Annotated in this window: 27 protein-coding genes; 7 read left to right on the top strand and 20 right to left on the bottom strand. The window is 70.7% G+C overall.

Translation table 11 applies throughout. The features are described from left to right. Nucleotides 1-91 precede the first annotated feature (91 nt). A complete protein-coding gene (locus ACFXGJ_RS10130) occupies nucleotides 92-295 on the top strand; it encodes a hypothetical protein (protein ID WP_378618434.1) in 204 nt (67 codons plus the stop codon). A gap of 15 nt (nucleotides 296-310) precedes the next feature. Here ACFXGJ_RS10130 and ACFXGJ_RS10125 read toward each other — a convergent pair whose 3' ends face one another. The 7 genes from ACFXGJ_RS10125 to hemL all read right to left on the bottom strand — a co-directional run bounded on the left by ACFXGJ_RS10125 (nucleotide 311) and on the right by hemL (nucleotide 8,258). Continuing rightward, a complete protein-coding gene (locus ACFXGJ_RS10125; RefSeq protein ID WP_378618431.1) occupies nucleotides 311-1,954 on the bottom strand; it encodes an NTF2-like N-terminal transpeptidase domain-containing protein in 1,644 nt (547 codons plus the stop codon). A gap of 179 nt (nucleotides 1,955-2,133) precedes the next feature. Beyond that, on the bottom strand, nucleotides 2,134-3,117 hold the full coding sequence (ccsB, locus tag ACFXGJ_RS10120; protein WP_378618429.1) for a c-type cytochrome biogenesis protein CcsB: 984 nt from the start codon (nucleotides 3,115-3,117) through the stop codon (nucleotides 2,134-2,136). Between the two features lie 16 nt (nucleotides 3,118-3,133). Further along, nucleotides 3,134-4,861, bottom strand: coding sequence for a cytochrome c biogenesis protein ResB (locus ACFXGJ_RS10115; RefSeq protein ID WP_378618426.1), 1,728 nt, complete (start codon nucleotides 4,859-4,861; stop codon nucleotides 3,134-3,136). Then, nucleotides 4,858-5,691: a cytochrome c biogenesis CcdA family protein gene (locus ACFXGJ_RS10110; RefSeq protein ID WP_378618425.1), complete on the bottom strand. Its 834-nt coding sequence runs from the start codon at nucleotides 5,689-5,691 to the stop codon at nucleotides 4,858-4,860. Before ACFXGJ_RS10110 ends, ACFXGJ_RS10115 begins: the two co-directional genes overlap by 4 nt. Next, complete coding sequence (locus tag ACFXGJ_RS10105; protein WP_378618422.1) at nucleotides 5,688-6,296, bottom strand: TlpA family protein disulfide reductase; 609 nt, start codon at nucleotides 6,294-6,296, stop codon at nucleotides 5,688-5,690. Before ACFXGJ_RS10105 ends, ACFXGJ_RS10110 begins: the two co-directional genes overlap by 4 nt. Further along, entirely contained in the window at nucleotides 6,293-6,961 is a 669-nt protein-coding gene (locus ACFXGJ_RS10100) for a histidine phosphatase family protein (RefSeq protein ID WP_378618420.1), read from the bottom strand. The genes ACFXGJ_RS10105 and ACFXGJ_RS10100 overlap by 4 nt, the downstream gene beginning before the upstream one ends. Nucleotides 6,962-7,004: 43 nt before the next feature. Further along, a complete protein-coding gene (hemL, locus tag ACFXGJ_RS10095; RefSeq protein ID WP_378618448.1) occupies nucleotides 7,005-8,258 on the bottom strand; it encodes a glutamate-1-semialdehyde 2,1-aminomutase in 1,254 nt (417 codons plus the stop codon). Between the two features lie 285 nt (nucleotides 8,259-8,543). On the opposite strand from hemL, the gene ACFXGJ_RS10090 reads away from it, so the two are divergent. After that, nucleotides 8,544-10,091 carry an ATP-binding protein gene (locus tag ACFXGJ_RS10090; protein WP_378618417.1) on the top strand — a complete coding sequence of 516 codons (1,548 nt, stop codon included), beginning with the start codon at nucleotides 8,544-8,546 and terminating at the stop codon, nucleotides 10,089-10,091. On the opposite strand, the gene ACFXGJ_RS10085 is transcribed toward ACFXGJ_RS10090, so the two are convergent. Together ACFXGJ_RS10085 and hppD are read right to left on the bottom strand one after the other, a co-directional pair. Then, nucleotides 10,084-10,455 carry a hypothetical protein gene (locus tag ACFXGJ_RS10085; RefSeq protein ID WP_378618415.1) on the bottom strand — a complete coding sequence of 124 codons (372 nt, stop codon included), beginning with the start codon at nucleotides 10,453-10,455 and terminating at the stop codon, nucleotides 10,084-10,086. The genes ACFXGJ_RS10090 and ACFXGJ_RS10085 overlap by 8 nt on opposite strands. A gap of 116 nt (nucleotides 10,456-10,571) precedes the next feature. Beyond that, a complete protein-coding gene (hppD, locus tag ACFXGJ_RS10080) occupies nucleotides 10,572-11,765 on the bottom strand; it encodes a 4-hydroxyphenylpyruvate dioxygenase (RefSeq protein WP_378618412.1) in 1,194 nt (397 codons plus the stop codon). A 134-nt stretch (nucleotides 11,766-11,899) separates the two neighbouring features. Between hppD and ACFXGJ_RS10075 the strand changes: the two genes are divergently transcribed. After that, on the top strand, nucleotides 11,900-12,367 hold the full coding sequence (locus tag ACFXGJ_RS10075) for an Lrp/AsnC family transcriptional regulator (RefSeq protein ID WP_378618445.1): 468 nt from the start codon (nucleotides 11,900-11,902) through the stop codon (nucleotides 12,365-12,367). Here ACFXGJ_RS10075 and ACFXGJ_RS10070 read toward each other — a convergent pair whose 3' ends face one another. The 4 genes from ACFXGJ_RS10070 to ACFXGJ_RS10055 all read right to left on the bottom strand — a co-directional run bounded on the left by ACFXGJ_RS10070 (nucleotide 12,368) and on the right by ACFXGJ_RS10055 (nucleotide 15,970). Next, nucleotides 12,368-12,697, bottom strand: a complete 330-nt coding sequence (locus ACFXGJ_RS10070; RefSeq protein WP_378618410.1) for a thioredoxin family protein — start codon at nucleotides 12,695-12,697, stop codon at nucleotides 12,368-12,370. Between the two features lie 44 nt (nucleotides 12,698-12,741). Next, a complete protein-coding gene (locus ACFXGJ_RS10065; RefSeq protein WP_378618407.1) occupies nucleotides 12,742-13,167 on the bottom strand; it encodes a winged helix-turn-helix transcriptional regulator in 426 nt (141 codons plus the stop codon). A gap of 33 nt (nucleotides 13,168-13,200) precedes the next feature. Next, nucleotides 13,201-14,574 carry a bifunctional lysylphosphatidylglycerol flippase/synthetase MprF gene (locus ACFXGJ_RS10060; RefSeq protein WP_378618404.1) on the bottom strand — a complete coding sequence of 458 codons (1,374 nt, stop codon included), beginning with the start codon at nucleotides 14,572-14,574 and terminating at the stop codon, nucleotides 13,201-13,203. 91 nt (nucleotides 14,575-14,665) lie between these two features. Beyond that, a complete protein-coding gene (locus ACFXGJ_RS10055) occupies nucleotides 14,666-15,970 on the bottom strand; it encodes a class I SAM-dependent methyltransferase (RefSeq protein ID WP_378618401.1) in 1,305 nt (434 codons plus the stop codon). A gap of 159 nt (nucleotides 15,971-16,129) precedes the next feature. Between ACFXGJ_RS10055 and ACFXGJ_RS10050 the strand changes: the two genes are divergently transcribed. Genes ACFXGJ_RS10050 through ACFXGJ_RS10035 form a run of 4 tightly spaced genes read left to right on the top strand, consistent with a single transcriptional unit; the run spans nucleotide 16,130 to nucleotide 19,263 of the window. Continuing rightward, entirely contained in the window at nucleotides 16,130-16,549 is a 420-nt protein-coding gene (locus ACFXGJ_RS10050; RefSeq protein WP_378618398.1) for a molybdopterin-binding protein, read from the top strand. Continuing rightward, complete coding sequence (modA, locus tag ACFXGJ_RS10045) at nucleotides 16,546-17,340, top strand: molybdate ABC transporter substrate-binding protein (RefSeq protein ID WP_378618395.1); 795 nt, start codon at nucleotides 16,546-16,548, stop codon at nucleotides 17,338-17,340. The genes ACFXGJ_RS10050 and modA overlap by 4 nt, the downstream gene beginning before the upstream one ends. Beyond that, nucleotides 17,337-18,146 carry an ABC transporter permease gene (locus ACFXGJ_RS10040; RefSeq protein ID WP_378618392.1) on the top strand — a complete coding sequence of 270 codons (810 nt, stop codon included), beginning with the start codon at nucleotides 17,337-17,339 and terminating at the stop codon, nucleotides 18,144-18,146. Before modA ends, ACFXGJ_RS10040 begins: the two co-directional genes overlap by 4 nt. A gap of 13 nt (nucleotides 18,147-18,159) precedes the next feature. Further along, nucleotides 18,160-19,263 carry a sulfate/molybdate ABC transporter ATP-binding protein gene (locus ACFXGJ_RS10035; RefSeq protein WP_378618389.1) on the top strand — a complete coding sequence of 368 codons (1,104 nt, stop codon included), beginning with the start codon at nucleotides 18,160-18,162 and terminating at the stop codon, nucleotides 19,261-19,263. Here the strand turns inward: ACFXGJ_RS10035 and ACFXGJ_RS10030 are convergent. From ACFXGJ_RS10030 to hemB, 7 genes are all read right to left on the bottom strand, one after another. After that, complete coding sequence (locus ACFXGJ_RS10030) at nucleotides 19,260-20,702, bottom strand: flavin-containing monooxygenase (RefSeq protein ID WP_378618386.1); 1,443 nt, start codon at nucleotides 20,700-20,702, stop codon at nucleotides 19,260-19,262. The genes ACFXGJ_RS10035 and ACFXGJ_RS10030 overlap by 4 nt on opposite strands. 124 nt (nucleotides 20,703-20,826) lie before the next feature. Next, a complete protein-coding gene (locus tag ACFXGJ_RS10025; RefSeq protein ID WP_378618383.1) occupies nucleotides 20,827-21,108 on the bottom strand; it encodes a metal-sensitive transcriptional regulator in 282 nt (93 codons plus the stop codon). A 33-nt stretch (nucleotides 21,109-21,141) separates the two neighbouring features. Beyond that, nucleotides 21,142-21,378 carry a hypothetical protein gene (locus tag ACFXGJ_RS10020; RefSeq protein ID WP_378618380.1) on the bottom strand — a complete coding sequence of 79 codons (237 nt, stop codon included), beginning with the start codon at nucleotides 21,376-21,378 and terminating at the stop codon, nucleotides 21,142-21,144. After that, nucleotides 21,375-21,887 (bottom strand): hypothetical protein, encoded by a 513-nt coding sequence (locus ACFXGJ_RS10015; protein ID WP_378618377.1) that lies wholly within the window; start codon nucleotides 21,885-21,887, stop codon nucleotides 21,375-21,377. Before ACFXGJ_RS10015 ends, ACFXGJ_RS10020 begins: the two co-directional genes overlap by 4 nt. Continuing rightward, a complete protein-coding gene (locus ACFXGJ_RS10010) occupies nucleotides 21,880-22,311 on the bottom strand; it encodes a hypothetical protein (protein WP_378618374.1) in 432 nt (143 codons plus the stop codon). The genes ACFXGJ_RS10015 and ACFXGJ_RS10010 overlap by 8 nt, the downstream gene beginning before the upstream one ends. A 5-nt stretch (nucleotides 22,312-22,316) precedes the next feature. Further along, nucleotides 22,317-22,895 carry a hypothetical protein gene (locus tag ACFXGJ_RS10005; RefSeq protein WP_378618372.1) on the bottom strand — a complete coding sequence of 193 codons (579 nt, stop codon included), beginning with the start codon at nucleotides 22,893-22,895 and terminating at the stop codon, nucleotides 22,317-22,319. Further along, nucleotides 22,892-23,866 (bottom strand): porphobilinogen synthase, encoded by a 975-nt coding sequence (gene hemB, locus ACFXGJ_RS10000; protein WP_378618369.1) that lies wholly within the window; start codon nucleotides 23,864-23,866, stop codon nucleotides 22,892-22,894. The genes ACFXGJ_RS10005 and hemB overlap by 4 nt, the downstream gene beginning before the upstream one ends. Between the last annotated feature and the right edge of the window lie 53 nt (nucleotides 23,867-23,919).

Raw genomic sequence — 23,919 nt, 5'->3', positions numbered from 1 at the left:
GGCAACCGCCCGTTCGCGTCGTGCCGTCACGAATCGTCGGTGATCGTCAGGGCTCGATCACGCGACTACCCTGAATCAGAGGAGGTGCGTCGTGATCTACCTGTTGGCGCTCGTCGGGCTGGTGACGCTGGCCGTGTTGCTGTGGAAGGCCTTCGGGCCGGACACCCAGGCTCCGCCCGCCGGCCGAGTCGTGGGACCGGACGACGATCCGGAGTTCTTGTGGCGGATGAATCGACGGAACCACCCGCGATCCGGCGACACCCCGGACAGCAACCCGGGTGACCACTCCGACTGAAAGTCGCGCGGCCGATCAGGCCGGCGGCTTGGCGAGCGCCTTGAACATCCGGTCGGTCATCTTGACCGCCTGATCGCCGCCGTCCGCGTTCTGCACGAAGACCGCAAACGCCAGGTCACCGCGGGAACCGTAGAACCAGCGATCGTCGTCGTGCGCGCCCGTCGCGCCGACCAGGTCTCCGTAGCCCGCGAGCAGGTTGGCGCTGCCGCGCTGCACCGTGTCGCGCATGACCCCGCGCAGCTGGTCGACCACCGCCGACGGCAGCGCCGGCGCCGTCTCCGTGGTCGTTGCGGGCTGTCCCGCCGCGATCACCGGGACGGTCGGGGCGCCACGCGAGATCGCCGCGGCCACCAGCGCCATCCCGAACGGGCTGACCATCACGTCGTCGGACTTCTTGTCCGACGCCGCCCGCATCAGGTTGGGTCCGCCGCTCGGGAAGGTCGCGGTCTGCTGGTCGAGGCCGGGAATCTTGTAGCCGAGCGCGAGTCCGAGCTCCTTCGCCGCATGCTCGACGTCGGTGTTCTGCGCGGCGGCGGCGGTGCGGACCAGGTCGAGCGCGGACCCGGACGGGTACAGCCCGGTGAACGCGATCGGCCCCTGGTCGCTGGCCTGGTTGTTCTGTGCGACCGCGAGCAGGGCACCGGTCGACGGCTGGATCGCGACGATCGCAGCGGGCGTGCCCACGCTCACCACCGCGTCCTCGGCGGCCAGCTGCAGGCGCGGCTCGAGGGTCGACCGGATGTCCGGCCCGGGCGGACCCTGGTAGCCGGTCAGCGGAGTCCGCGAGCCGTCCTGGGCCACCGCGTTCACCGCCCACCCTGCCGTCTCGTCACGGTTGGCCTGCCAGACGTTGCGCATCGCGTCCACGACCGGGCTGGTGACTCGACGGTCCACGGTGATGAGCTTGGGCTGGGTGTCGATCACCACACCGGGGATCGCCCTCAGGTCGCTCTCGAGGACGGCGAAGTCGCCGTCACGCAGGCTCACCGCGGTGACCTGCTTGCCGTGCGCCGCGGCGAGGTCCTGCTGCATCGACTCCGGGGTGATCAGCGGCGCGACCGGTTCGATGACCTTCGCCAGCCGGACGGTGGTGCCGACCGGATCGGGCATGGTCGCGGGATCGAGCTTCACGGCGTTGATGCGCTGCTCGGTCATCATCGGCACGCCCGCGATGTCGAACACGGTCGGCGGTGCGGCGTCGGTGCGGTCCAGCCGGAGGATGCGGCCGTTGCCGATGCCGGGGGCGACCGTCTGCGGGTTCCACGACACCCGCCAGCCGACGGACAGCTTCCGGACCCACCCGTCGACGTTGTACTTCCAGGTGCGGTCCTTGCCGAGGTCCCAGGTCGCCGCGGCGTTGAACATCCCGGAGTCGGCGCCGAGGCTGATCACCTGGTTGACGTCGAAGTCGACCTTCTCGGGTTCGAGCGCATCGAACATCTGCTTCATCGACGCCTTCGCGGCGCTCGGGTAGGAGGTCAGATCGGCGGCGGCGTCCACGTCGTGGGCGTTGAGTGCCCCGACGAACCGCGCGACCACCGTGTCGGGATCGTCAGTCGGTTTGTGCAGGACTCCGGAGACGACGCCCACCCCGAGCACCAGCGCCGTGCCCAGCGCGATTCCGTTCCAGACCCGAAGTGACCCCCGAACCGTGCGCATGTATCGATCATCGGGTATCCGCGGCCCCGATGTCGGACGACCGAACCTCCGAAGTGGTCACAACTACGCCACAGTTCCGTGACCTTCGGGCGCGATGGCGGCTCTTCCGAAATCAGCTCGTGACCTTCCGCCGATCACGCGCCCGAACGGTGACGATTCGCCCCGATTCCGGGCGGCGATCAGCTCAGGCCGGCGTAGGAGTGCAGGCCCGAGACCACCATGTTGATGATGAACAGATTGAACAACATAGCCACGAAGCCGGCGATGTTGATCCACGCCGCACGGGTGTTCCGCCAACCCGAGGTCGCGCGCGCGTGCAGGTAGGCGGCGTAGATGACCCAGGCGATGAAGGACACGGTCTCCTTGGGGTCCCATCCCCAGAACCGGCCCCACGCGGCCTCCGCCCAGATCGCACCGAGGATCACGCCTGCGCCGAACAGCGGGAAGGCGATGATCGTGGTCTTGTAGGCGAGCCGGTCGAGGGTCTGGGCATCGGGCAGTCGGGACGCGAGCTTGCCCCAGAAGCTGCTGGACTCCTCGCCCTTCGGCTGGCGCAGCCGCAGCAGGAACATCAGGCTGGCGACGCCGGCGACCATGAAGATGCCGCTGCCGACGCTGATGATCGTCACGTGGATCGGCAGCCAGTAGGACCGGAGCGCGGGCACGACCGGAGCGGCGTCGGCGTAGAGCACCGTGGCCGCCAGGAACATCAGCGGAATGACCACGACCAGCACGTACACCCACAGGGACCGGTACGCCTGGCTGCGCAGCGCGATCAGCCCGACCACCATCGAGGCGGCGGTGGCCATGGTCACGAACTCGTACATGTTGCCCAGCGGGAACCGGTCGGTGGCGAACCCGCGCAACACGATCGACGCGATCTGGAGCGCGACACCGACGACGAGGACGGCCATCGCCATGTTGCCGAGCCGTTCGGACCAGGGCTTGCTGGGCTCCTCGACCACCCGACCGGGTACCGCCGCGCTCGGTGCGGGGCTGGGCCCGCCGGCCCCGACGAGCTCACGCGCCTCACGCTGCGCCGCCGCGTCGGCCTTGGTCGTGGCGAACTGCGCGATCAGCAGCACGAAGGCCAGCACGTAGATCGCGAACGAGGACTGGAATGCCAGGTCGCTGTAGCGGGCCAGGGTTTCGTTGATCGGCATCGTGTGTCTCCTGCGCTCAGGCGCGGTTCTGCGGGGTCGACTGGTCTGTGTTCGCTTCGCCGGCGCCGCCTCGCAGGTCGCCCAGCAGGCGGCCGGAGAGGCGGTCGAACTCGTCGCCCCAACCGGCCTGGTCGGTGCGGGCGAGCCCACCCAGTTCTACTACGGTACGTCGTCGTTGCGGGTCCAATGTATCCGACACGGTGTCGGCATCAGCCGGCGCGGGGTACACCCGAACCCAGATGCGCCTGCGCTTGACCACCAGCGAGACCAGCAGCCCGGCCATCATGGTCAGCGCGAACACCAGCACCCACCCCTGCGCCGGATCGTGCGAGACCTGCAGGTTCACGAACTCCTTGGCGCCGTCGAACCGCACCTGGGTGCCGTCCGGCAGCGTGGAGCTCTCCCCCGGCCGCAGGTTGACGCGATCCTGCTTCGTCAGCCGGCCCTGGTTCACCAGTTCCTTGCTCAACGAGAAGATCGACTGCGGCAGGCCGGTGTCCAGGCCGGTGTCGCCCTTGTAGATGTCGATGGCGACCGCCGGGTCGCGCATCGCCGGGTAGCTCGACGAGAGCAAGTTGCCGTGCATCAGCGCGGTCGGCGCGAACAGCCCCTCGAGCGCGATCTGGTTCTTGCGGCGCTCGGCCGAGTCCGGATACATCCCCCCCGGCGGGTCGAACCGCATGGCACCGCTGGACAGGAAGGTCACCGCGTCGTCGGGCCGCCACTGCAGGGTCTCGGTGCGGGTCTCGCCGTTCGGGAAGGTCACCGTGAACGTCGGGGCGAACCCGTGTCCCTGCAGGTAGACCCGGTCGCCCGCGACCCGGAGCGGATGGTTGACCTGCAACTGGTCGCTGCGCCAGGTGTCCGACGCGATGTCGTCGCCGGACTGGTACTCGATGTTCGAGGTGAACATCTCGGCCTGCCCGTTGTCCAGGTAGTCGGCCTTGAAGTCCTTGACCCGCACGCACAGCGGGGTCATGCCGGTGCCGTCCTCCTCCAGGCCGGCCCGGAACGAGTCGAACACCGCGGTCGACGTGGTGCAGATACCGGGGCCGTCGTCGGCGATCACAATGACGTTGCCCTCGTAGCTGAACAGCTTGCCGATCGCGATCGCAGCGAGCAGGCCCACCAGCGACAGGTGGAAAACCAGGTTGCCCGCTTCCCGCAGGTACCCCTTCTCCGCCGACACCGTGATCTCGCCCGGCCTGCCCGCGCGCAGGTCCGCTCCGGTGCGGGTACTCGTCTTCCAGCCCCGCAGCCGCGTGCGGACCGCCTCGGCGACCGCCTCGGGCTCGACGTCGACCGTCGCGTCGGTGTGATGCGGCAGTCGGGCCAGGTTGCGCGGCGCGGCCACCGGCTTGGCACGCAGGGCCTGGTAGTGCTCCCAGCAGCGCGGCGTGATGCAGCCGATCAGGGACACGAACAGCAGCACGTACACGGCGGTGAACCAGAAGCTGGCGAACACGTCGAACAGTTCGAGCTTGTCCATCAGCGGCCCGAGCGTGGGCCGGTTGGCGATGTACTCGTCGACCTTGCCCGCGTTGAGGCTGCGCTGCGGCAGCAGCGCGCCCGGAATGGCCGCGAACGCGAGCAGGAACAGCAGCACCAGCGCGGTCCGCATGGAGGTCAGGCCGCGCCAGGTGTTGCGCACCAGCGCGACCGCCCGGCGGGCGAGCGACTGTCGCGTCGGCGGAGTCGGCGCGGCGGCGTCCCCGTCCACGATCTGTTCTTCGTTGACCGTCATATCGGCAACGTCACCTCCGATATGAACGCGTCCCGAACCCACCCGACAAAGACGTCCCACATGCCGGTGACCAGGGCCAGGCCCACCGCCACCAGCATCACGCCGCCGAAGATCTGAATCAGCCGCGCGTTGCGTCGCAGCCAGCCGACGCCGCGCAGCGCGCTCACCGATCCGAAGGCCAGGATCACGAACGGCAACCCCAGGCCGACGCAGTACGCCACGATGAGCGCCACCCCGCGCGCGGCGGTCGCGCCCTCGGTGCCCGCCGCGACCGACAGCACGCCGGCCAGCGTCGGCCCCAGGCAGGGCGTCCACCCGAGCCCGAACACCGCGCCCAGCATCGGCGCCCCGATCAGCCCGGACACCCGCCGCGGCTCGAACCGGACGTCGCGCTGCAGCGCGGGCACCAGACCGATGAACACCAGACCCATCGCGATGGTGACCACGCCGCCGATCCGCTGGAGCACCTCGCGGTTGACCGTGACGGCGGAGATGAGGCCGAACACCGAGACCGTGGCCAGCACGAACACCACGGTGAAGCCGAGCACGAACAGTCCCGCCGCGCCCGCGACGCGCAGTCGAGCCGCGGCCTTGGTGTCGGTTCGGCTCTTCAGCGCGCCCGCCTCGGCCGCGGTGACCGCGGGGGCGTCGGCGCCGACGACGCCGGCCAGGTACGACAGGTAGCCGGGCACCAGCGGCACCACGCACGGCGACGCGAACGAGACCAGCCCGGCCAGCATGCACGCGCCGAGGGCGAGCAGCAGCGGTCCGGAGGCCGCGGTGTTCTGGAAGCTCTCGCCTATCCCGGCTGCGAGCGTTGCGGTACTCACTGTTCTCGCGCGACCCTCTCCACCACCGGCTGCAGATCCTCCGCGAGCAGCGCCTTGAGGAACACCGCGGCGACCCGGTGCTCCCGGTCGAGGACCAGGGTGGACGGGATGACGCTGGTCGGGAAGCTGCCGCCGAGCGCGGTCAGCGTGCGCATGGACGGGTCGTAGATCGACGGGTAGCCGACCTTGTGGTTGACGATGAAGTCCTGCGCGGCCTGCTTGCTGTCCTTGACGTTGATACCGAGGAACTCCACTCCGAGGTCCTTGGTGTTGTCGTACACCGTCTCGAGGTCGTCGGCCTCACCGCGGCACGGGCCGCACCACTGACCCCACAGGTTGACCACGACGACCTTCCCGTCGAAGTCGGACAGCGCGGTGGTCTTGCCGTCGACCGTCACGTCGGGCCCGGACATCTGCCCGAGCGTGCCGCGCTCGCTCGGCGGGTCGTAGTAGATCTCGGTCTTGCCGCCCGGCGAGACGAAGTCGAAGGTGCCGCCCTGCGCGACCGCGTCGGAACCGGTGCCGCAGGCGGTCACGAGCACGGCGGTCGCCAGGACCGCCGCCACCCCCGCCAGCGCACGGGGTGCGGCCGCAAGTCGCCTCATGCCCCGGTCACCCTCGGATCGGACGCGCCCGCGGGCTCCGAGTAGACGATGTCGACGAGGGTGTCGCCCTCGTACACCAGCGAGGTGAGCGAGGCGAGGCCGCACTGACGGTGCCGCGGGTCGTGCCAAAGTCGCTCGCCCTGCAGGAACCGGCGCAGCGTCCACACCGGCAGCTGATGGCTCACGCAGACGGCCTCGTGCCCGACCGCCGCGACGCGGGCCGCGTTGACCGCGGCGAGCATTCGGTGCGCGATCTGCAGGTACGGCTCGCCCCAGGACGGGGTGAAGGGATCGCGCAGCTTCCACCAGTGCCGCGGGCGGCGCAGCGCGCCGTCGCCGACGGAGACCTTGAGCCCCTCGAACTCGTTGCCCGCCTCGATCAGGTTGTCGTCGGTGGCCAGCGTCAGACCGTGCTCGTCGGCGATCGGCGTCGCCGTCTCCTGCGCCCGCTGCAGCGGCGAGGCCACCACGTGGGTGATGTCGTGGCCAGCCAGCACCGACGCGACCGTGCGCGCCTGCGACTGACCGGTGACGGAGAGCCGGTAACCGGGGAGCCTGCCGTACAGGATCCCCTTGGGGTTGTGGACCTCGCCGTGCCGGAGAACGTGCACGATGGTGCGGGATTCGGCCGGGTCTGCGGGCGGCGTCTGCTGAAGGCTGGTCACGTGGTCTGCTCCGTGAGCTAAGGGGCGGGAAGAACGGTCGGGTCTAGCTGGTCGGCTTCGCGGCTGCGGCTGCCCGCGCGGCGGCGGGCAGCGCGTCCGCAATGCGGTCGAACGCGGCGTCGTCGAGGGCGGCCGAAACGAACCACGCCTCGTAGGCACTCGGGGGCGGGTACACGCCGCGGGAGAGCAGCGTGTGGAAGAAGGCTGGGAACCGCCAGGTCTCGCTGGCCTTCGCCGCCGCATAGTCGGTGACGGGGCGGTCGGCGAAGAACACGCTCACCATGGTGCCTGCAAATTGCACCTGGTGCTCGACCCCGGCCTCGGTGAGGGCGTCACCGAGCAGTCGGCCGAGGGTCGCGGCGTTGCGCTCGAGGGCGTCGTAGACGCTCTGGTCCGCGGCGCGCAGGCTGGCCAGTCCGGCGGCAACGGCGACAGGATTCCCGGACAGCGTGCCGGCCTGGTAGACCGGACCGGCCGGTGCCAGGTGTGCCATCACGTCGGCGCGACCGCCGAACGCGGCCGCGGGCAGTCCACCGCTCATCACCTTGCCGAAGGTCGTCAGGTCGCCGGCGACGCCGTCGAGCCCGTACCAGCCGGCGGAGCTGACGCGGAAGCCCGTCATCACCTCGTCCATGATCAGCAGCGCGTCGTGGGCGGTGCACAGCCGGCGCAGGCCCTCGTTGAAGCCGGGCACGGGCGCGATCGCGCCCATGTTGCCCGCGGCGGCCTCGGTGATCACACACGCGATCTGACCGGGGTTCGCGGCGAAGACGCGGGCGACCGCGTCGAGGTCGTTGTAGGGCAGCACGATGGTGTCCGAGGACTGTGCGCCGGTGACACCGGGCGAGGTGGGCAGGCCGAAGGTCGCCAGCCCCGAGCCCGCCTCGGCGAGCAGCGCATCGACGTGGCCGTGGTAGCAGCCGGCGAACTTGACGATCTTGGTGCGGCCGGTGAAGCCGCGGGCCAGGCGCACGGCGCTCATCGTCGCCTCGGTGCCGGAGTTGACCAGCCGGACCGCGTCGACCGAGCCGACCCGGTCCACGATGGTCTCGGCGAGTTCGATCTCGCCCTCGGTGGGGGCACCGAAGGACAGTCCGGTGGTCGCCGCCTCGCGCACGGCCTCGACGACCGCGGGGTGCGCGTGACCGAGGATCATCGGACCCCACGAGCACACCAGGTCGACGTAGTCGTTGCCGTCCACGTCGGTGAGGGTGCAGCCGGAGGCGCTGGCGATGAATCGGGGCGTGCCGCCCACCGAGCCGAACGCCCGAACCGGGGAGTTGACTCCTCCGGGGATGACCGCACTGGCACGTTCGAAGAGCTGGGCGGACTTCGCGGGAACATGCCCGGCGCCGCCAGGAGTGGGCTGCGCGGATGCGCCGGTGGATACAGTCACGGCCCCCAGTGTCCCAGTTCCTGCGATCTTGACAACGACAGGGTGTAGGAGATTGGGCCGGAACGAGGCGAAACACCGGACCGCACCCTGCACGGCGGCCCGAAACACCAGGTGAGCGGTCGGCGCCTCGACTCGGCGGAGGTGCGGAGTGACATATCAGACAGTCCGGTCACGCAGAATGTCCGCATGGAACCCACGATCGACGCGTTGCAGGACCACCGCCACGAGCTCTACGAACGATTCCAGGTCGCCCAGGTGGCGGTGTCCGCCGACGGTCGCGAGGTGTCCTTCGCGGGACCGCTGGAGACCGGCGTCGAGGTCGGCGGGTTCGCGGTGATCGAGTTCGACGGCGGCCGCGGGGTCGTGGTTCAGATTCGGGAGGTCGGCCTGGTCGAGCGCGAGGGCCCGCAGCTCGACTTCACCGTGCGCGACGGAATGGCCCGGCTCGGCGTGGTCTCGGCCAGCGCACGCCCGCTGATGCGCGCGCTGCACGGGGCCGCGACCACCCTCGGCGAGTTCACCGACCGCGGTTTCGTCGAGCAGCGTGCGGTCGAACCGTTCGGCGAGCGCCCGATCCGGCCGGCGAGCGGCGCTGAGACCGCCGCGATCGCCGCGGGCCTGACCGGGACCGCCGCGACCATCGAGATCGGCGTGCTGCGCCAGGCGCCGGACGTGCCGGCCCGGCTGCGGGCGAAGGGGTTCGCGCGGCACACGTTCATGTGCGGTCAGTCCGGCTCCGGCAAGACGTACACCACCGGCGGCCTGCTCGAGCGGCTGCTCGGCTCGACCGAGCTGCCGATCGTGGTGCTCGACCCGAACTCGGATCACGTGTTCCTCGGCTCCTGCGATCCCGAGGACGGGTCCGAAGCGGCGGCGCGGCACCGAGAGGTCGCACCGGGGGTGCACGTGGCGCGGGCGCGCGGCTACGGCGCGAAGCACACCCTGTGCATCGACTTCAGCGACCTCGACCTGGACGCGCAGGCACTGCTGCTGCGGATGGACCCGATCCGCGACCTCGACGAGTTCCGGGCGCTGCGCCAGGTCACCGCGACCCTGGCCGCGCCCTACTCGATCCACGACCTGGCGGCCGCGGCCGCCGGTCACCGGGACACCGAGCGGCTCGCCGCCCGGATCGGCAACCTGCGCATCGCGGAGTGGGACCTGTGGCGTCGCGGCGACGAACGATCGGCGATCGAGTACGACATGAGCGCCGCCCGCTGCGTCGTCGTCGACCTCGGGAGCCTGTCGCGCCCGGACGAGCGGACGGCGGTCGCGCTGGCGATCCTCGGCAGGCGCTGGGCGGGCAGGCGTCGCCGCGAGCCGGTGCTGCTGGTCGTCGACGAGGCGCACAACGTGCTGCCCGCCGTCACCGACGACCCGCTCCTGCGGGCCACCGCCGACCTCGGCGTCCTGATCGCCGGGGAGGGCCGCAAGTTCGGCCTGCACCTGTTCGTGGCGACGCAGCGACCCGGGAAGGTGCACCCGAACGTGGTCTCCCAGTGCGACAACCTGGTGCTGATGCGGATGAACGGCGCCGCCGACATCGAGGACCTGAGCACCCTGTTCTCGCACGTGCCCGCCCCGATGCTGCACCGGGCGACCGGGTTCGGGCTGGGACAGGCCCTGTTCGCCGGGCCCATCGCGCCCGTTCCGCTGCTGACTCAGGTGGGGGTGCGGGTCAGCCCCGAAGGTGGCGGGGACGTGCCCACGACGTGGGCACGGGTGACTAGATGACGGGCGTGGGGTTGTCCACGATCAGCCCGTGGCACACGCCGGTCGGCAGGCAGAACTCGTTGACGCGGACCATCCCGATCCGGACGCCGTCGACGACCCGGTAGAAGGAGAAGCTGCGGCCGTCGATGCTGTGCGCCCGCACGTCGGGCAGCGTGGTGAGGTCCTTGTTCGTGTTGAACAGGTCGTCCTGGTTGAGGACCGGGTTGACCAGGAACTCGGTGTGCGAGCCGTCGGCCAGCGGGGTGAACCGCTCGGCGCCGGGGGCGGCCGGCGCCGCGGTTGCGATGGCGGCCGAGGCGGCCAGCACGGCGACGGATCCGGCAGTGGCGGCGACGATGCGGGTGACTCGGGTGACTGCGCTCATAGTTCACAGATAGAACACGACCGGCGCATCATTTGCCAGGCCAACCAATACCGATCGGGTCACGGTGCCCCGATCCGGGGCGGACGTGCTCGGCCGTATCCGGGTGGGCGTGCGGCTCACAGGTTCCCGCGCGCGGCCTGCTCCCGCTCGATGGACTCGAACAGGGCCCGGAAGTTGCCCTTGCCGAAGCCGAGCGAGCCGTGCCGCTCGATCAGCTCGAAGAACACGGTCGGCCGGTCGCCGAGCGGCCTGGTGAAGATCTGCAGCAGGTAACCGTCCTCGTCGCGGTCGACGAGGACGCCGCGCGCCTTGAGCTGGTCGACCGGCACCCGGACCCGCCCGATCCTGGCCCGCAGCTGCGGGTCGTCGTAGTAGGCGTCCGGGGTGTCGAGGAACTCCACCCCCGCCGCCCGCAGGGCGTCGACCGCGCTGAGGATGTCGTCGGTGGCCAGGGCCAGGTGCTGGCAGCCGGGTTCGCCGTAGAAGTCGAGGTACTCGTCGATCTGCGAGCGCTTGCGTCCGACCGCAGGCTCGTTGAGCGGGAACTTCACCCGGTGGTTGCCGTTCGCGACGACCTTGCTCATCAGGGCGGAGTACTCGGTGGCGATGTCGTCCCCGACGAACTCGGCCAGGTTCGTGAACCCCATGACCTCGTTGTAGAAGTGCACCCAGTCGTTCATCCGGCCCATCTCGACGTTCCCGACGGCGTGGTCGAGCGCCTGGAACAGCGGACGCGGCCCGCCCTCGAATCCGCTTGTCCGCGGGACGAATCCGGGCAGGTACACCCCGTGGTACCGGGACCGGTCGACGAGGGTGTGCCGGGTGCTGCCGTAGGTCGCGAGCGCGGCGAGCCGGACGGTGCCGTGCTCGTCGGTCTCGTCGTGCGGTTCCTCGAGGACAGTGGCGCCGTGGGCGCGGGCGTGCTCGACGCAGCGGTCGACGTCGAGGACCTCCATCGCCAGGTCCACCACGCCGTCGCCGTGCCTGCGGTGGTGGTCGGCCAGTGCGCTGCCGGGGTCGACGGCGCCGGTCAGCACGAACCGCACCGAACCGGACTCGAGCACGAACGACTTGTGGTCGCGCTGACCGGTTTCCGGTCCGGCGTAGGCGACGAGTGTCATCCCCCAGGCGGAGGCGAAGTAGTGCGCGCTCTGGGTGGCGTTGCCGCACACGAAGACCACGGCGTCCATCCCGACGACCGGGAACGGGTCCGCAGCGTCGTCGTGGTCGACGAGCCCGACGAGGCGCCGCAGCCTGGCGCGGCCCAGGTGGGCGGCACGCTCGTGCGGGGTGAGCCGCGCGGTGGTCATGTCCCCACTGTGACCCCGCGCCGACGACTGCGCAACGACACCGGTTGACGCTGGTCACCATGTACAGAATGCTGGCCTGTGAGCGGGTTCTGCTGGACATGTTGACCACCGATCCCGCCGACGGGAGGGCACCGATGAGCATCGACCGCCTGGACGCGGACCTACTGGACCTGCTGCACGCCGAACCGCGGGTGGGGGTGCTCGAGGCCTCCCGACGACTGGGTGTCGCGCGCGGCACCGCCGCGGCGCGCCTGTCCCGCCTCGAGCGCACCGGGGTGATCGCCGGCCTCGCCCCGACCCTCGACGCCGCGGCCATGGGCTTCCCGGTCACCGCGTTCGCCACGCTCGAGATCGCGCAGGGTCAGGGGCACGGCGCGGTGGTCGAGCACCTCGCGGCGATCCCGGAGGTGCTCGAGGCGCACACCATCACCGGGGCCGGCGACGTCCTGATCCGGGTGGTCGCCCGCACGCACGCCGATCTGCAGCGGGTGATCAACCAGATCGTGGACGGCACCCACGTGCTGCGGTCCGCGACGTCGATCGCGTTGGAGACGCCGATTCCGTTGCGGCACCAGCAGTTGGTACGGATCGCCGCCGACTGATCACCCCACGGACAGGTGCGGGTCGAGCGCCCGCAGGATCGCCGCCCGCGGCTTCGCGCCGGTCAGTCGCTCGACCAGTTGCCCACCGACGAACAACGCCAGCGTCGGCGTGCCCATCACCTGGTAGTCGCGGGTGACGTGGGGGTTGGCGTCGACGTCGACGGTGACGACGCTCAGTCGCCCGGCCTCGTCGGTCGCGATCTGCTCGAGCACGGGCGCGATCATCTTGCAGGGCCCGCACTGCGTCGCGGTGAAGTCGACGAGCACCGGCGTGCTCGATGCGAGTACGTCGGCGGCGAAGTCGGCGTCGGTGGTGGCAGCGAGGGCCATGGTCAGTCCTTCTCTCTCGGGCGGCCGGGTCGGGGTCGAGCCGGTCAACGGTTCACTTGGGCGATCAGTCTCTGGTGCACACCGGCTTCCGCGCCGCACTCGCAGACGAGGCGGGCGGTGACGCGACCGCCGCAGCCGCCGTGCCGGTAGACCACCTCGGATACGGCGCCGGGCGCGAGGTGCCGCTCGCCCCAGTCGGTCAGCGCGGCGAGGACCGGCAACAGGTCGAGCCCGGCGTCGGTGAGCGCGTACTCGAGGCGGGCACGACTGCCGGGCAGCCGGTACTCACGGGTGTCGAGCACGCCCGCGGCGACGAGGCGCTGCAGCCGGTCCGAGAGCACCCCCCGGGGTGCACCGGTCGCGTCGCGGAGTTCGTCGAAGCGACGCAGCCCGAGCGAGACCTCCCGGACCACGAGCAGTGCCCAGCGCTCCCCGACCACGGCCAGGGTCTCGGCCAGAGTGATGTCCACGAAGCTGAATCTATATTTCGGACTCAGCTTTGGCTAGTCGGATCTGCGGTGCGGCACGAATTCGAGGGTCAGCAGCACGAACGCCGCGATCGGCAGCATCCGGAAGCTCAGCAGGACGTAGCGGCGGTCACCGATCGAGTGGAACTTCTTCAGGTAGCGGTAGAGCGATTCGAGCGCCAGCAACGAGTCACCGAGGTGGATCACGTTGAACAGCACCTGACGGAGCCACCCGCGGTCCTTCTCGTCGAACAGTTCGGGGAACGCCGCGAAGGCGAGCGAGACGCGTGTGCCACCGTGGTCGCGGGCGTAGTCGATCATCGCCACGCTCAGCCTCTCGTCGATGCCGTTGGGCGCGCCCTTGCGCCGCCACGGCACGTCGAGGCTGATCTCGGTGCCGCGTCCGGCGACCGCGTAGCGCTGGAATCCCTGTACGACGCCGTCCTGATCCCGGGCAAGGACGATCAGCATGCCGGGGTACCGGCCGTCGAGGGCATGGTCGAGGATCATCGAGAAGCCGCGCTCGGCCTGCACACCGTGCGTCTGTGACGCGATCTCGCGCAGTTCCGCCGACAGCGCGTCGGGCAGGTCCGTCTCCGCGATCACCTCGGTGGTCAGACCGGCGTTGCGCGTGCGGCTCACAGCCTGGCGGAGGTTGCGGAATCTCCTGCCGACCATGTCGAAGGTGCCGACCTCGACCACCACGTCGCGTCCGATGGGGACCGCCCGCAGCGGTGGCCACACCGCCGTGTCCCACAGCCCGCGACGTCCTTCACTGGAACCGAGCACCACGATCCGCCAGCCGCGCTCCCGGCAGAACCGCTGAAATTGGGCCACCAACGCCGGAAAATCCGCCGGCTCACCGATCGGGTCGCCACCGACCACCGCCACACCGAGCCTGGCGTGGTAGCCGATCGCCGCCGACTGGTCCTCGGTGAAGAAGTAGCTCTTGAGCGAGTGCATCGCAAACGGCGCGAGCGGATCCGCGACCGTCCGGTCGACCAGTGCGTACACGCTCGGCAGGCGTTCCGGCTGCGGCCGACTGGACGTCGGCCACATCAGCACCAGTCCGCTGAGGGCGAGCACGGTCAGCGCGATCGCCGAATGTCCGGTCGCCTGGATCATCAGCGCGGCCAGCACGGCGGCCGCGGCCGCGGCGGCGTGCGTGCCGGTGACGGGCCTGCCCAGGTGCACACCCCGCGCAACGAACAGCGCGGCGACTGCGAGCGCGAAAACCCAGAGGTGGTGGCCGTTGAAGTGCTTGGCGGTCCCGATCGCGAGCACCACGAGCACGATCGCCGGCAGCCCCACGGCCCCGGCGTAGTACGCCGGGTTGTGAGTCGGTCTCGCGACGCGGCTCCGGGTGCCGACGGCATCGAATGCCGCTGCCCGATCTCGTGTCCCGGCCACGCGACTCCCTCCCGAACTGTCGGTCGACCGTTGCTCAGGTCACACCACCAGAAGAAACGGCCTTACGCCACAGAATATTTCCGGCCGACGGTCAGCCGGAGCCGTCCGGACCGAGCCATTCCCCACGGGTGCGGGGCAGCCCGCTGGCCCCGCGCTCCCCCGGCCGGACGGCGAGCACCTGGTTGACGCCGATCCGGCCGCGTTCGAACGCGAGCACGCTCGCCGTCAGGTACAGCAGCCAGGTACGCGCCCGCGACGCCCCGACCAGGCGCACCACCTCCACCCACTCGCGTCGGAGGTTCGCAACCCAGTGACGCAGGGTCGACGCGTAGTGCTCCCGCAGCGCCTCACAGTCTCGGGTCTCGAGCCCGGCGTGCTCGAGCCCGTCGAGAACCCGGCTGAGCGGCAACAGTTCTCCGTCCGGAAAGATGTAGCGGTCGGTGAAGGTCGGCGCCGTGTGCTTCGCGTCCACGAGCGGCGCGATCGACGAGATCGCGTGGTTGAGCAGGCGTCCTCCCGGGCGAAGCAGCGCCGCCATGCCGGCCGCGTAGGCGTTCAGTTGCCGGTCGCCGACGTGCTCGGACATCCCGATGCTGGAGATCGCGTCGTACGGCCCGTCGCGGACGTCGCGATAGTCCTGCAGGCGAATCTCGACCCGGTCCGCGACCCCGGCCTCCTCGACCAGCGCGCGGGCCAGGTCGTGCTGCTGGCGGCTGATCGTCACCCCTACCGCGGAAACCCCGTAGTGCCGCGCGGCGTGGATCGGCATCGACCCCCAGCCGCAGCCGACGTCGAGCAGTCGCATGCCCGGCCGCAGCCCCAGCTTTCGGCACACCAGATCCAGCTTGTCGTACTGGGCGTCCTCGAGCGAACCACCCTCACCCCGCGCCCAGTAGCCGCACGAGTAGACCATCGACGGTCCGAGAATCAGCCGGTAGAAGTCGTTTCCGATGTCGTAGTGGTGCGAGACGACCGCGGCGTCGCGCTTCTTGCTGTGCCTGCTCCCCCGCCGCCGGGCAACCTCGAGGGCGGGCGGTCGCGGGGGCGGCCCGATCGCGCCGAGCCGCAGGAACGTCGACGCGAAATGGGCCACCTCCTGCCGGCCGAACGTACGCAGATCCTTCCGCGCGACCCTCTCGATCACGTCCGGTCCGTCGAGCAGCTCGAACAGGTCGCCCTCGACACCGAGATCGCCGGAGACGTAGGCCCGCGCGAGGCCGAGCTCGTTGGGCGACCAGAGAATTCGGCGCAGCGCCCGACGGTTCCGGAAAACCACGGCAACGTGCGCGGACGACGGTCCGGCGGTCGACCCGTCCCAGCAGCGGACCCGCACCGGCAACGAACCACCGGCGACGGCCTCGAACACCGACAGCACTTGGGGCGCGGCTGGTTTCATCGAACCACCTCCGACTGGCGGAAGTGATTTTACCCGGCGGCCGTGAGCGGCACGCCGTCGAAAGCTCATCCGCGGATCTTTCCGGGTATCACATACGCGAACGCTGACCTAGTATCCAGATTGCTACGCATCTACGGAACTCATGCTGAGGTGTCACACATGTCGTCGATACGCGTCAAGGACGCCGCCGGACTGCTCGGTGTCAGCGACGACACCGTGCGCCGCTGGATCGACAGCGGGGCCCTCACCGCGGGCAAGGACGAGTCCGGGCGCAAGGTGATCGACGGCGAGGTGCTCGCCGAGTTCGCCCGAGCCCACGCCAGTCCCCCGCCCGATCCGCTCGGCACGAGCAGTTCCGCGCGGAACCGGTTCGTCGGACTCGTCACCAAGGTCACCGAGGACAAGGTGATGGCCGAGGTACAGATGCAGTGCGGCCCGTTCACCGTCGTCTCCCTGATGAGCAGCGCGTCCGCGCGTGAGCTCGGCCTGGCGCCCGGCAAGGTCGCCGTCGCCATGGTCAAGGCCACCACCGTCGTCGTCGAAACCCCCGACACCCACCACCATGGAGGATCCTCGTGAAGCGCACCCTCGGAGCGGCCCTGGTCGCAATCATCGCTACGGCCCTGGTGGCAGGGTGCGGGAGCTCGACCACCGAGGATTCGGGGGCGACCACCACGAGCGGGGCCGCGCCCGTCACCGGCGAGATCACCGTGTTCGCCGCGGCGTCGCTCAAGTCCACCTTCGGCGAACTCGGCAGGCAGTTCGAGCAGCAGCACCCCGGGACCACCGTGAAGTTGAACTTCGCCGGCTCCTCGGACCTGGTCGCGCAGCTCACCCAGGGCGCGCCCGGAGACGTGTTCGCCTCCGCCGACACGGCCAACATGACCAAGGCCACCGACGCCGGACTGGTCGCGGGCACTCCGGTCGACTTCGCCACGAACACCCTGACCATCGTCACCCCGCCCGGTAACCCCGCACACATCGAGACATTCGCGGACCTGGCGCGACCGGATGCCCAGGTGGTGGTGTGCGCGCCGCAGGTCCCGTGCGGCGCCGCGACGAAGAAGATCGAGACCGCCACCGGCACCACCCTGCATCCGGTCAGCGAGGAGTCCTCGGTGACCGACGTGCTCGGGAAGGTCACCTCGGGGCAGGCCGATGCGGGCCTGGTCTACGTCACCGACGCGGCGGGCGCGGGCGCCAAGGTCACCACGGTCGCGTTCCCCGAGTCCGCGGGCGCTGTGAACACCTACCCGATCGCCACCCTGAAGGCCTCCGGGAACCCGGTCGCCGCACAGGAGTTCGTCGCCCTGGTCACCGGCGACGACGGCCGGAAGGTGCTGTCCGCAGCGGGGTTCGCCGCACCGTGACCCGGGCGCGCGGCGGCGGAGCGGTCCGGGTGGGGCTTCCCACCTGGGCCTATCTGCCCGCCGCGCTCGGCGCCGCCTTCCTGCTGCTGCCGCTGGTCTCGATCCTGGCCGAGATCGACTGGGCGAACTTCGTGCCGCTGATCACCTCCGAATCCTCGCGCGTCGCACTGCTGTTGAGCCTGAAGACCGCGACGGCGAGCACCGCCGTGTGCCTGCTTCTGGGCATCCCCCTCGCACTGGTGCTGGCACGCGGGAGCTTTCGCGGACGGTCGCTGCTGCGCGCACTGGTGCTGCTCCCGCTGGTACTGCCGCCGGTGGTCGGGGGCATCGCGCTGCTGTACACCTTCGGCAGGCAGGGCCTGCTCGGGCATCAGCTCGAGGTCATCGGTCTCCGGATCGCCTTCTCCACCACCGCGGTCGTGCTGGCCCAGGCCTTCGTCTCCCTGCCGTTCCTCGTGGTCAGCCTCGAGGGGTCGCTGCGGGTGGCGGGCCGCGAGTTCGAGGCGGTCGCGGCCACACTCGGCGCCCGCCCGACGACAGTGCTGCGCCGGGTGACGCTGCCGCTGGTGCTGCCGGGGCTGGTGTCCGGCACGGTGCTCGCCTTCGCTCGCGCCCTCGGCGAGTTCGGCGCGACCATCACCTTCGCCGGTTCGCTGCAGGGCGTCACCCGCACCCTGCCGCTGGAGATCTACCTGCAACGCGAGACCGATCCCGATGCGGCGGTGGCACTCTCGCTGCTGCTCATCGTGGTCGCCGCGCTGATCGTGCTCGCCACGCGCGGCCGCCGCATCGCGGGCGCGCTGTGATGTCGGGTGCGCCGTGAGCGGCGTACAGGTCAGCGCGCGCCTCGATCAGCGCGACGTCGAGTTCGACGTCACGGTCGCCGACGGGGAGGTGCTCGCGGTGCTCGGCCCCAACGGGGCCGGGAAGTCGACGCTGCTCGCGCTGATCGCCGGACTGCTGCGCCCCGATCGCGGCACCGTCACCGTCGGCGGCAAAGTCCTGACCGACACCGAGTCGGGGGTGTTCGTCGCACCGCACGCGCGCGGGGTGGCGCTGCTCAGCCAGCGCCCGCTGCTGTTTCCGCACCTGACGGCTGCCGCGAACGTCGGCTTCGCCCCGCGCAGCCGCGGCGCCGGGCGGTCGACCGCCCGGGCGGTCGCGGCCCGGTGGCTGCGCGAGGTCGACGCCGAGGACCTCGCCCGCACGCGTCCCGCGCAGCTCTCCGGGGGTCAGGCCCAGCGGATTGCGATCGCGCGCGCCCTCGCCGCCGAGCCGCGGGTCCTGCTCCTGGACGAGCCGATGGCCGCATTGGACGTCGCGGTCGCGCCCGCGCTGCGGCGACTGCTGCGTCGCATCCTCCGCGAGCAAGGGCGCACCGCGGTGATCGTCACCCACGACCTGCTCGACGCGCTGGCCCTGGCGGATCGGGTGGTCGTGGTCGAGGCCGGCCGGGTGGTCGAGTCCGGCACCGTGCGGGAAGTCCTCACCACCCCGCGCAGCGCCTTCGCTGCCCGCATCGCCGGCGTCAATCTGGTCTCGGGTCGGATCGTCGAACCGGGCACTCTCGAAACATCCTGGGGCGCCTCTGTTTCCGGAACCGGCGAGGTGGAACCGGGCGCTCCCGCGGTCGCCCTGTTCCGGCCCGCTTCGGTCGCCGTGCACCTGGAACCTCCGCATGCCAGCCCCCGCAACGTCTTTCCGGTGACGATCGCCGAGCTGGAGGTGCACGGAGCGGCGGTGCGGGTGCACGGCGAGCAGAACCCGGACGGCAGCGCGGGCCTGACCGCCGACGTGACACCCGCGGCGGTCGCGGACCTCGACCTGCACCCCGGCGTCGGGGTGTACTTCGTGGTGAAGACCCAGGAGGTCGAGGTGCTCGCCGCCCTGCCGGGATCGGGCGCGGCATCCGCGGACGGCTAGAACAGTTCGTGCACACCCCGGTCCACCCGACGGGTCTGCATCCGGTACTGCCACGAGAAGCCCGGCCACAGTGAGTGATTGGATCCCTGCGCATCCACGTACCAGCTGCGGCATCCGCCGGTGCTCCACACCGCGGTGGCGAGCTTGCCGTGCAGTTCCTCGTGAAACTCCGCCTGCGCGTCCGCTCGCACGTCGATCGCCCGCGCGCCGGCGCCCGCCACCAGGTCCATCGCCGCGAGCACGTACCGCACCTGCGACTCGATCATGAACACCACCGAGGTGTGGCCGAGTCCGGTGTTCGGACCGGTCAGCAGGAACGCGTTGGGCAGCCCCGACACCGTGATGCCGAGGTGCGTGCGGATCCCGTCCCGCAGCCACCGCTGCTGGAGACCGACACCGCCGCGCCCGACGAGCGGCATCCCGGCGAGCGCCCCGGCCACCCGGAATCCGGTGGCGTAGACGATGACGTCCACCGGACGGACGGTTCCGTCCGCGGCGACGACGGCGTGCGGGCGGATCTCGGCGATGCGCTCGGTGATCACCTCGGTGCGCGGCCCGGCCACCGCCGGGAAATAGGTGTTGGATCGGAGGATTCGCTTGCACCCGATCCGGTAGTCGGGCGTGAGGGTGGCGCGGAGCGCCGGATCGCCGACCTGCCGGCGCAGATGCCGGAGCGCCCGGCGCTCGAGCGGCCGGACCAGCGCCGGGTGACCGTTCAGCCCGACCGCCAGCGTCTCGGCGCCGCAGTAGGTCAACCCCCGAAGGACCTTGGCGCCCAGCGCAGTACGCGGCACGGGCAGCCGTTCGCGGCGCGGCAGCACCCACGGCGGCGTGCGCTGGTACAGCTGCAGCGATCCCGCGCGGTCGGCGATCTGCGGGACCACCTGAATCGCGCTGGCGCCGGTACCGACCACCGCCACCGACTTGCCGGCCAGATCCACCGAGTGGTCCCAGTGCGCCGTGTGGAACTGCGCGCCACGGAAGGACTCGGCACCGGGGATCGTCGGCACCTTCGGCAGGTGCAGGGCACCCGTCGCAACGACGAGGAATCGGGCCACGTACTCGCGGCCCGTGGTCGTCCGCACGTGCCAGCGGGCACCGGACTCGTCCCAGCGAGCGTTCGCGACCTCGACTCCGAACTCGATGCGCTCGCGGATCCGGTGCTCGTCCGCCACGCGACCGAGATAGCGCAGGATCTCCGACTGCGCCGCCCGCACCCCGCTCCAACGACTGTTCGGCGAGAACGAGTACGAGTACAGGACCGACGGCACGTCGCACTCGCAGCCGGGATAGATGTTCTCCCGCCAGGTACCGCCGAGGTCGTCGGCCTTCTCGAGGACGACGAAATCGGACCGTCCGGCTCGGACCAGACCCGCGGCCATGCCGAGTCCGGCGAACCCGGCCCCGATCACCACGGTGTGGTGCACCCTCTGTGTCACTGCACTCCCTCCAACTTGAACAGTGTTCAAGTTGGAGGGAGTGCAGCGCAAATCGTGTGGCCGGACCGCCGCGGTCAGCCGCCCGACGGCGTCGCGGGAGTCGGCCTACCCACCAGGACGGCCGTCAGGAGCGGACCAGCCGGGCGATCGCGTCCGACGCTTCCTTGACCTTGGCGTCCGCCTCCGGGCCGCCCTTCTTCGCGGCCTCGACGACGCAGTGCGCGAGGTGCTGGTCGAGCAGCTTGAGCGAAACCGACTGCAGTGCACTGGTCACGGCCGACACCTGTGTAAGGATGTCGATGCAGTACCGATCGCCTTCGACCATCCGCGAGATACCGGCGACCTGCCCCTCGATGCGACGCAGCCGCTTGAGGAGAGCTTCCTTCTCGGGCGTGTAACCGTTCATGCCCCATAGGGTACCCCCCATGGGTATTTTCCGCTAGTCTCTCAGGGCCCGCCGGATCACGTCGATCACCAGCAGACCCGCCGCGACGACCGACGCGGTCGCGGCACCGATCCAGGCCCCCGAGTAGTGCGTCGTCGAGAACGGCGGCGCCCCCTCGGCGAGCGGGGCGAAATCCGACGTCTGCACGCCCCTGTTCCAGCACCACACACTCAACGCCACGAAGGCCACCGCCAGGCCCGCCTCCGCGACGCGCACCACCCGAGCACTCACCGCCCGCTCCCCTCGCCGTCACCGTCGCGGACCGCGCCCTCGAGCACGGCCCGCAGTGCGTCACCGTCGCGGGCCCACGCCCGAACCAGCTCACCGCCGTGCAGCCGGAGTCCGATCCCCGTACGGCGACGAGGCACCCCCGACAGGTCGCCCAGGGCGCGCGCCGACTCCCACGGTTCCAGATCATCCGCGAACGGGTCCGCCTCCGGCAGCACCTCGGCGATATCCGCCAGATCCACGGTCTCGGTGCCGCAGCGCACGGTGGTCGCGGTGACCTCCACGCTCGCGTGCCTGCGCGCGGCGATCACCTGCAGGGACACCAGCCCCGCCAGCACCGCCGCGAAGAGCGTCAGCCCCAGCAGATGCACCCCGGCACCGATGAACAGGTCCGCGACGAGCACCACCAGGCACAGCACGGGACCGACGGCCACCACCCGCCAGCGGGCGCCGGGCTCCTCGAAAACGGGCTTCGCGACGTCGGGTGCCTGCTCGCCGGCGGACTCACTCACGCGCGAACCATCCGGTCGCGGACCGCAGGTACACCAGCGCACTCGCCGCCGACAGCACGATCGACACCAGCAGCATGGGCGCCTGGCCCAGGCCGGTGAGCAGCAACGCGCACTGCAGCAGGGTGTAGACCACCGACAACGCGACCACCGCGCGCCGGAACCGGGGGTCGCCCGCACGCGTCGGCCCGGCCATCAGCCCGACCGCGAGCCCGACGACCAGCGACACCACCCCGGACCCGCGGAGGAGAAGCACCAGGGCGTCGACGCTGTCCGGGTCGGCGCCGCGCCCGGCCAGCGTCTCGCGGAGCGCCGACCCCGAGGTGGTGACGGCGAGCAGACCGAACAGCACGAGCAGCGCCGCACTCGCCAGCCAGAGCCAGTACGCGATCTCGACCGGCCGCGGCCGGGTTGGCGCGTCGCCCACCTCCGCTACCGGCCGTTCACCGCGGGCAGGAAGTAGCGGTTGGAATCCGCCCGATGCATCAGCACCACGGCGCCGACCGACAACACGGCCTGCAGGATGCCCGCGCCGCCGGAGACCATCGCGCCCGCTCCGCCGCCTGCGCCCAGCCCGAACAGGGTCGGCACCGCGAGGAACACCATCAGGACGCCCGCCATGGTGACGAGCATCCGGGCCCAGTTCCGGCCGCGTCGCATCTTGTACACGAACAGCAGGTACAGCGCGGTGATCGCGAGGCCGATCAGCGCGGACACCCCGAGGCCCACCAGCATGAGGGCGTCCACGGTGCTCTCGCTGAAGTTGAGCGTCGGATCCTGCGCGCGTAGGTCGCGCATCAACTGGTCCACGTAGGTCGCGCGGTCGCCGTACACGGCGGCCAGCGAAGCGAACAGGTTGACGACCCCGAGAGCCGCAACGCCGCACAGCAATTGGAACGCGGTGAGCACATCCACGGGCGGCTGCCGGTCGACATTGCCGATCGGATCCATCGGCGGCTGGGCCGCGCCCTGCCAGTTCCCGCCCTGCTCCGGCGGCACGGGGGCCGTCACAGCCGGCCCGCCACTTCGGCGGCCCAGTAGGTCAGCACGATGTCCGCGCCGGCCCGCCGGATGCACAGCAGCGACTCGTCGATCGCGGCGTCCCGGTCGATCCAGCCGTTCTGCGCGGCTGCGGTGATCATCGAGTACTCACCCGAGATCTGGTACGCCGCAACGGGAACGGTGGACATGTCGGCGGTCTCGCGCAGCACGTCGAGGTAGCTCATGGCGGGCTTGACCATCACCATGTCGGCGCCCTCCTCGAGGTCGAGGTCCACCTCGCGCAGCGACTCACGACGATTCGCCGGATCCTGTTGGTAGGTGCGGCGATCGCCCTCGAGCGACGAGCCGACGGCCTCCCGGAACGGCCCGTAGAAAGCCGAGGCGTACTTCGTCGCGTACGCCAGGATCCCGGTGTCGACATGACCGGCGTCGTCGAGACCCTCGCGGATCGCCGCGACCTGGCCGTCCATCATGCCGCTCGGTCCGAGCAGGTGCGCACCGGACTCCGCCTGCGCCACCGCCATGTCCACGTACCGGGTGAGGGTGGCGTCGTTGTCGACCGTGCCGTCGGCGGACAGCACGCCGCAGTGACCGTGCGCGGTGAACTCGTCGAGGCAGGTGTCGGCCATGATCACCGTGTCGTCGCCGAGATCGGCACGGAGCGCACGCAGGCCCCGATTGAGGATGCCGTCCGGGTCGGTCGCCCCCGACCCCTGCGCGTCCTTGTCCTCGGGCCGCGGGACACCGAAGAGCATCAGCCCGCCGACCCCGGCCGCGACCGCCTCGGTCGCGGCGGTGCGCAGCGAGTCGAGGGTGTGCTGGAAGACGCCGGGCATGGAGCTGATCTCCCGCGGCGCGTCGATACCGTCGGCGACGAACATCGGCAGCACGAGATGTCGTGGCTCGAGCGAGGTTTCGGCGACCAGGCGGCGCAGCGCCTTGGTGCTGCGCAGGCGTCTCGGGCGTTCGGCGGGGAACAAGGACGGGCCTCCTTCGGTCGGCCTGTGAGTCCTTCCGGCCCGCCCGGGACCGG

Origin of the sequence: Rhodococcus sp. NPDC059234 (genome assembly GCF_042754225.1) — a bacterium.
Taxonomy (GTDB): Bacteria; Actinomycetota; Actinomycetes; order Mycobacteriales; family Mycobacteriaceae; genus Rhodococcus_G.
The sequence above is the reverse complement of the archived record's forward strand: the minus strand, read 5'-3'. Positions and strand labels throughout refer to the sequence as shown.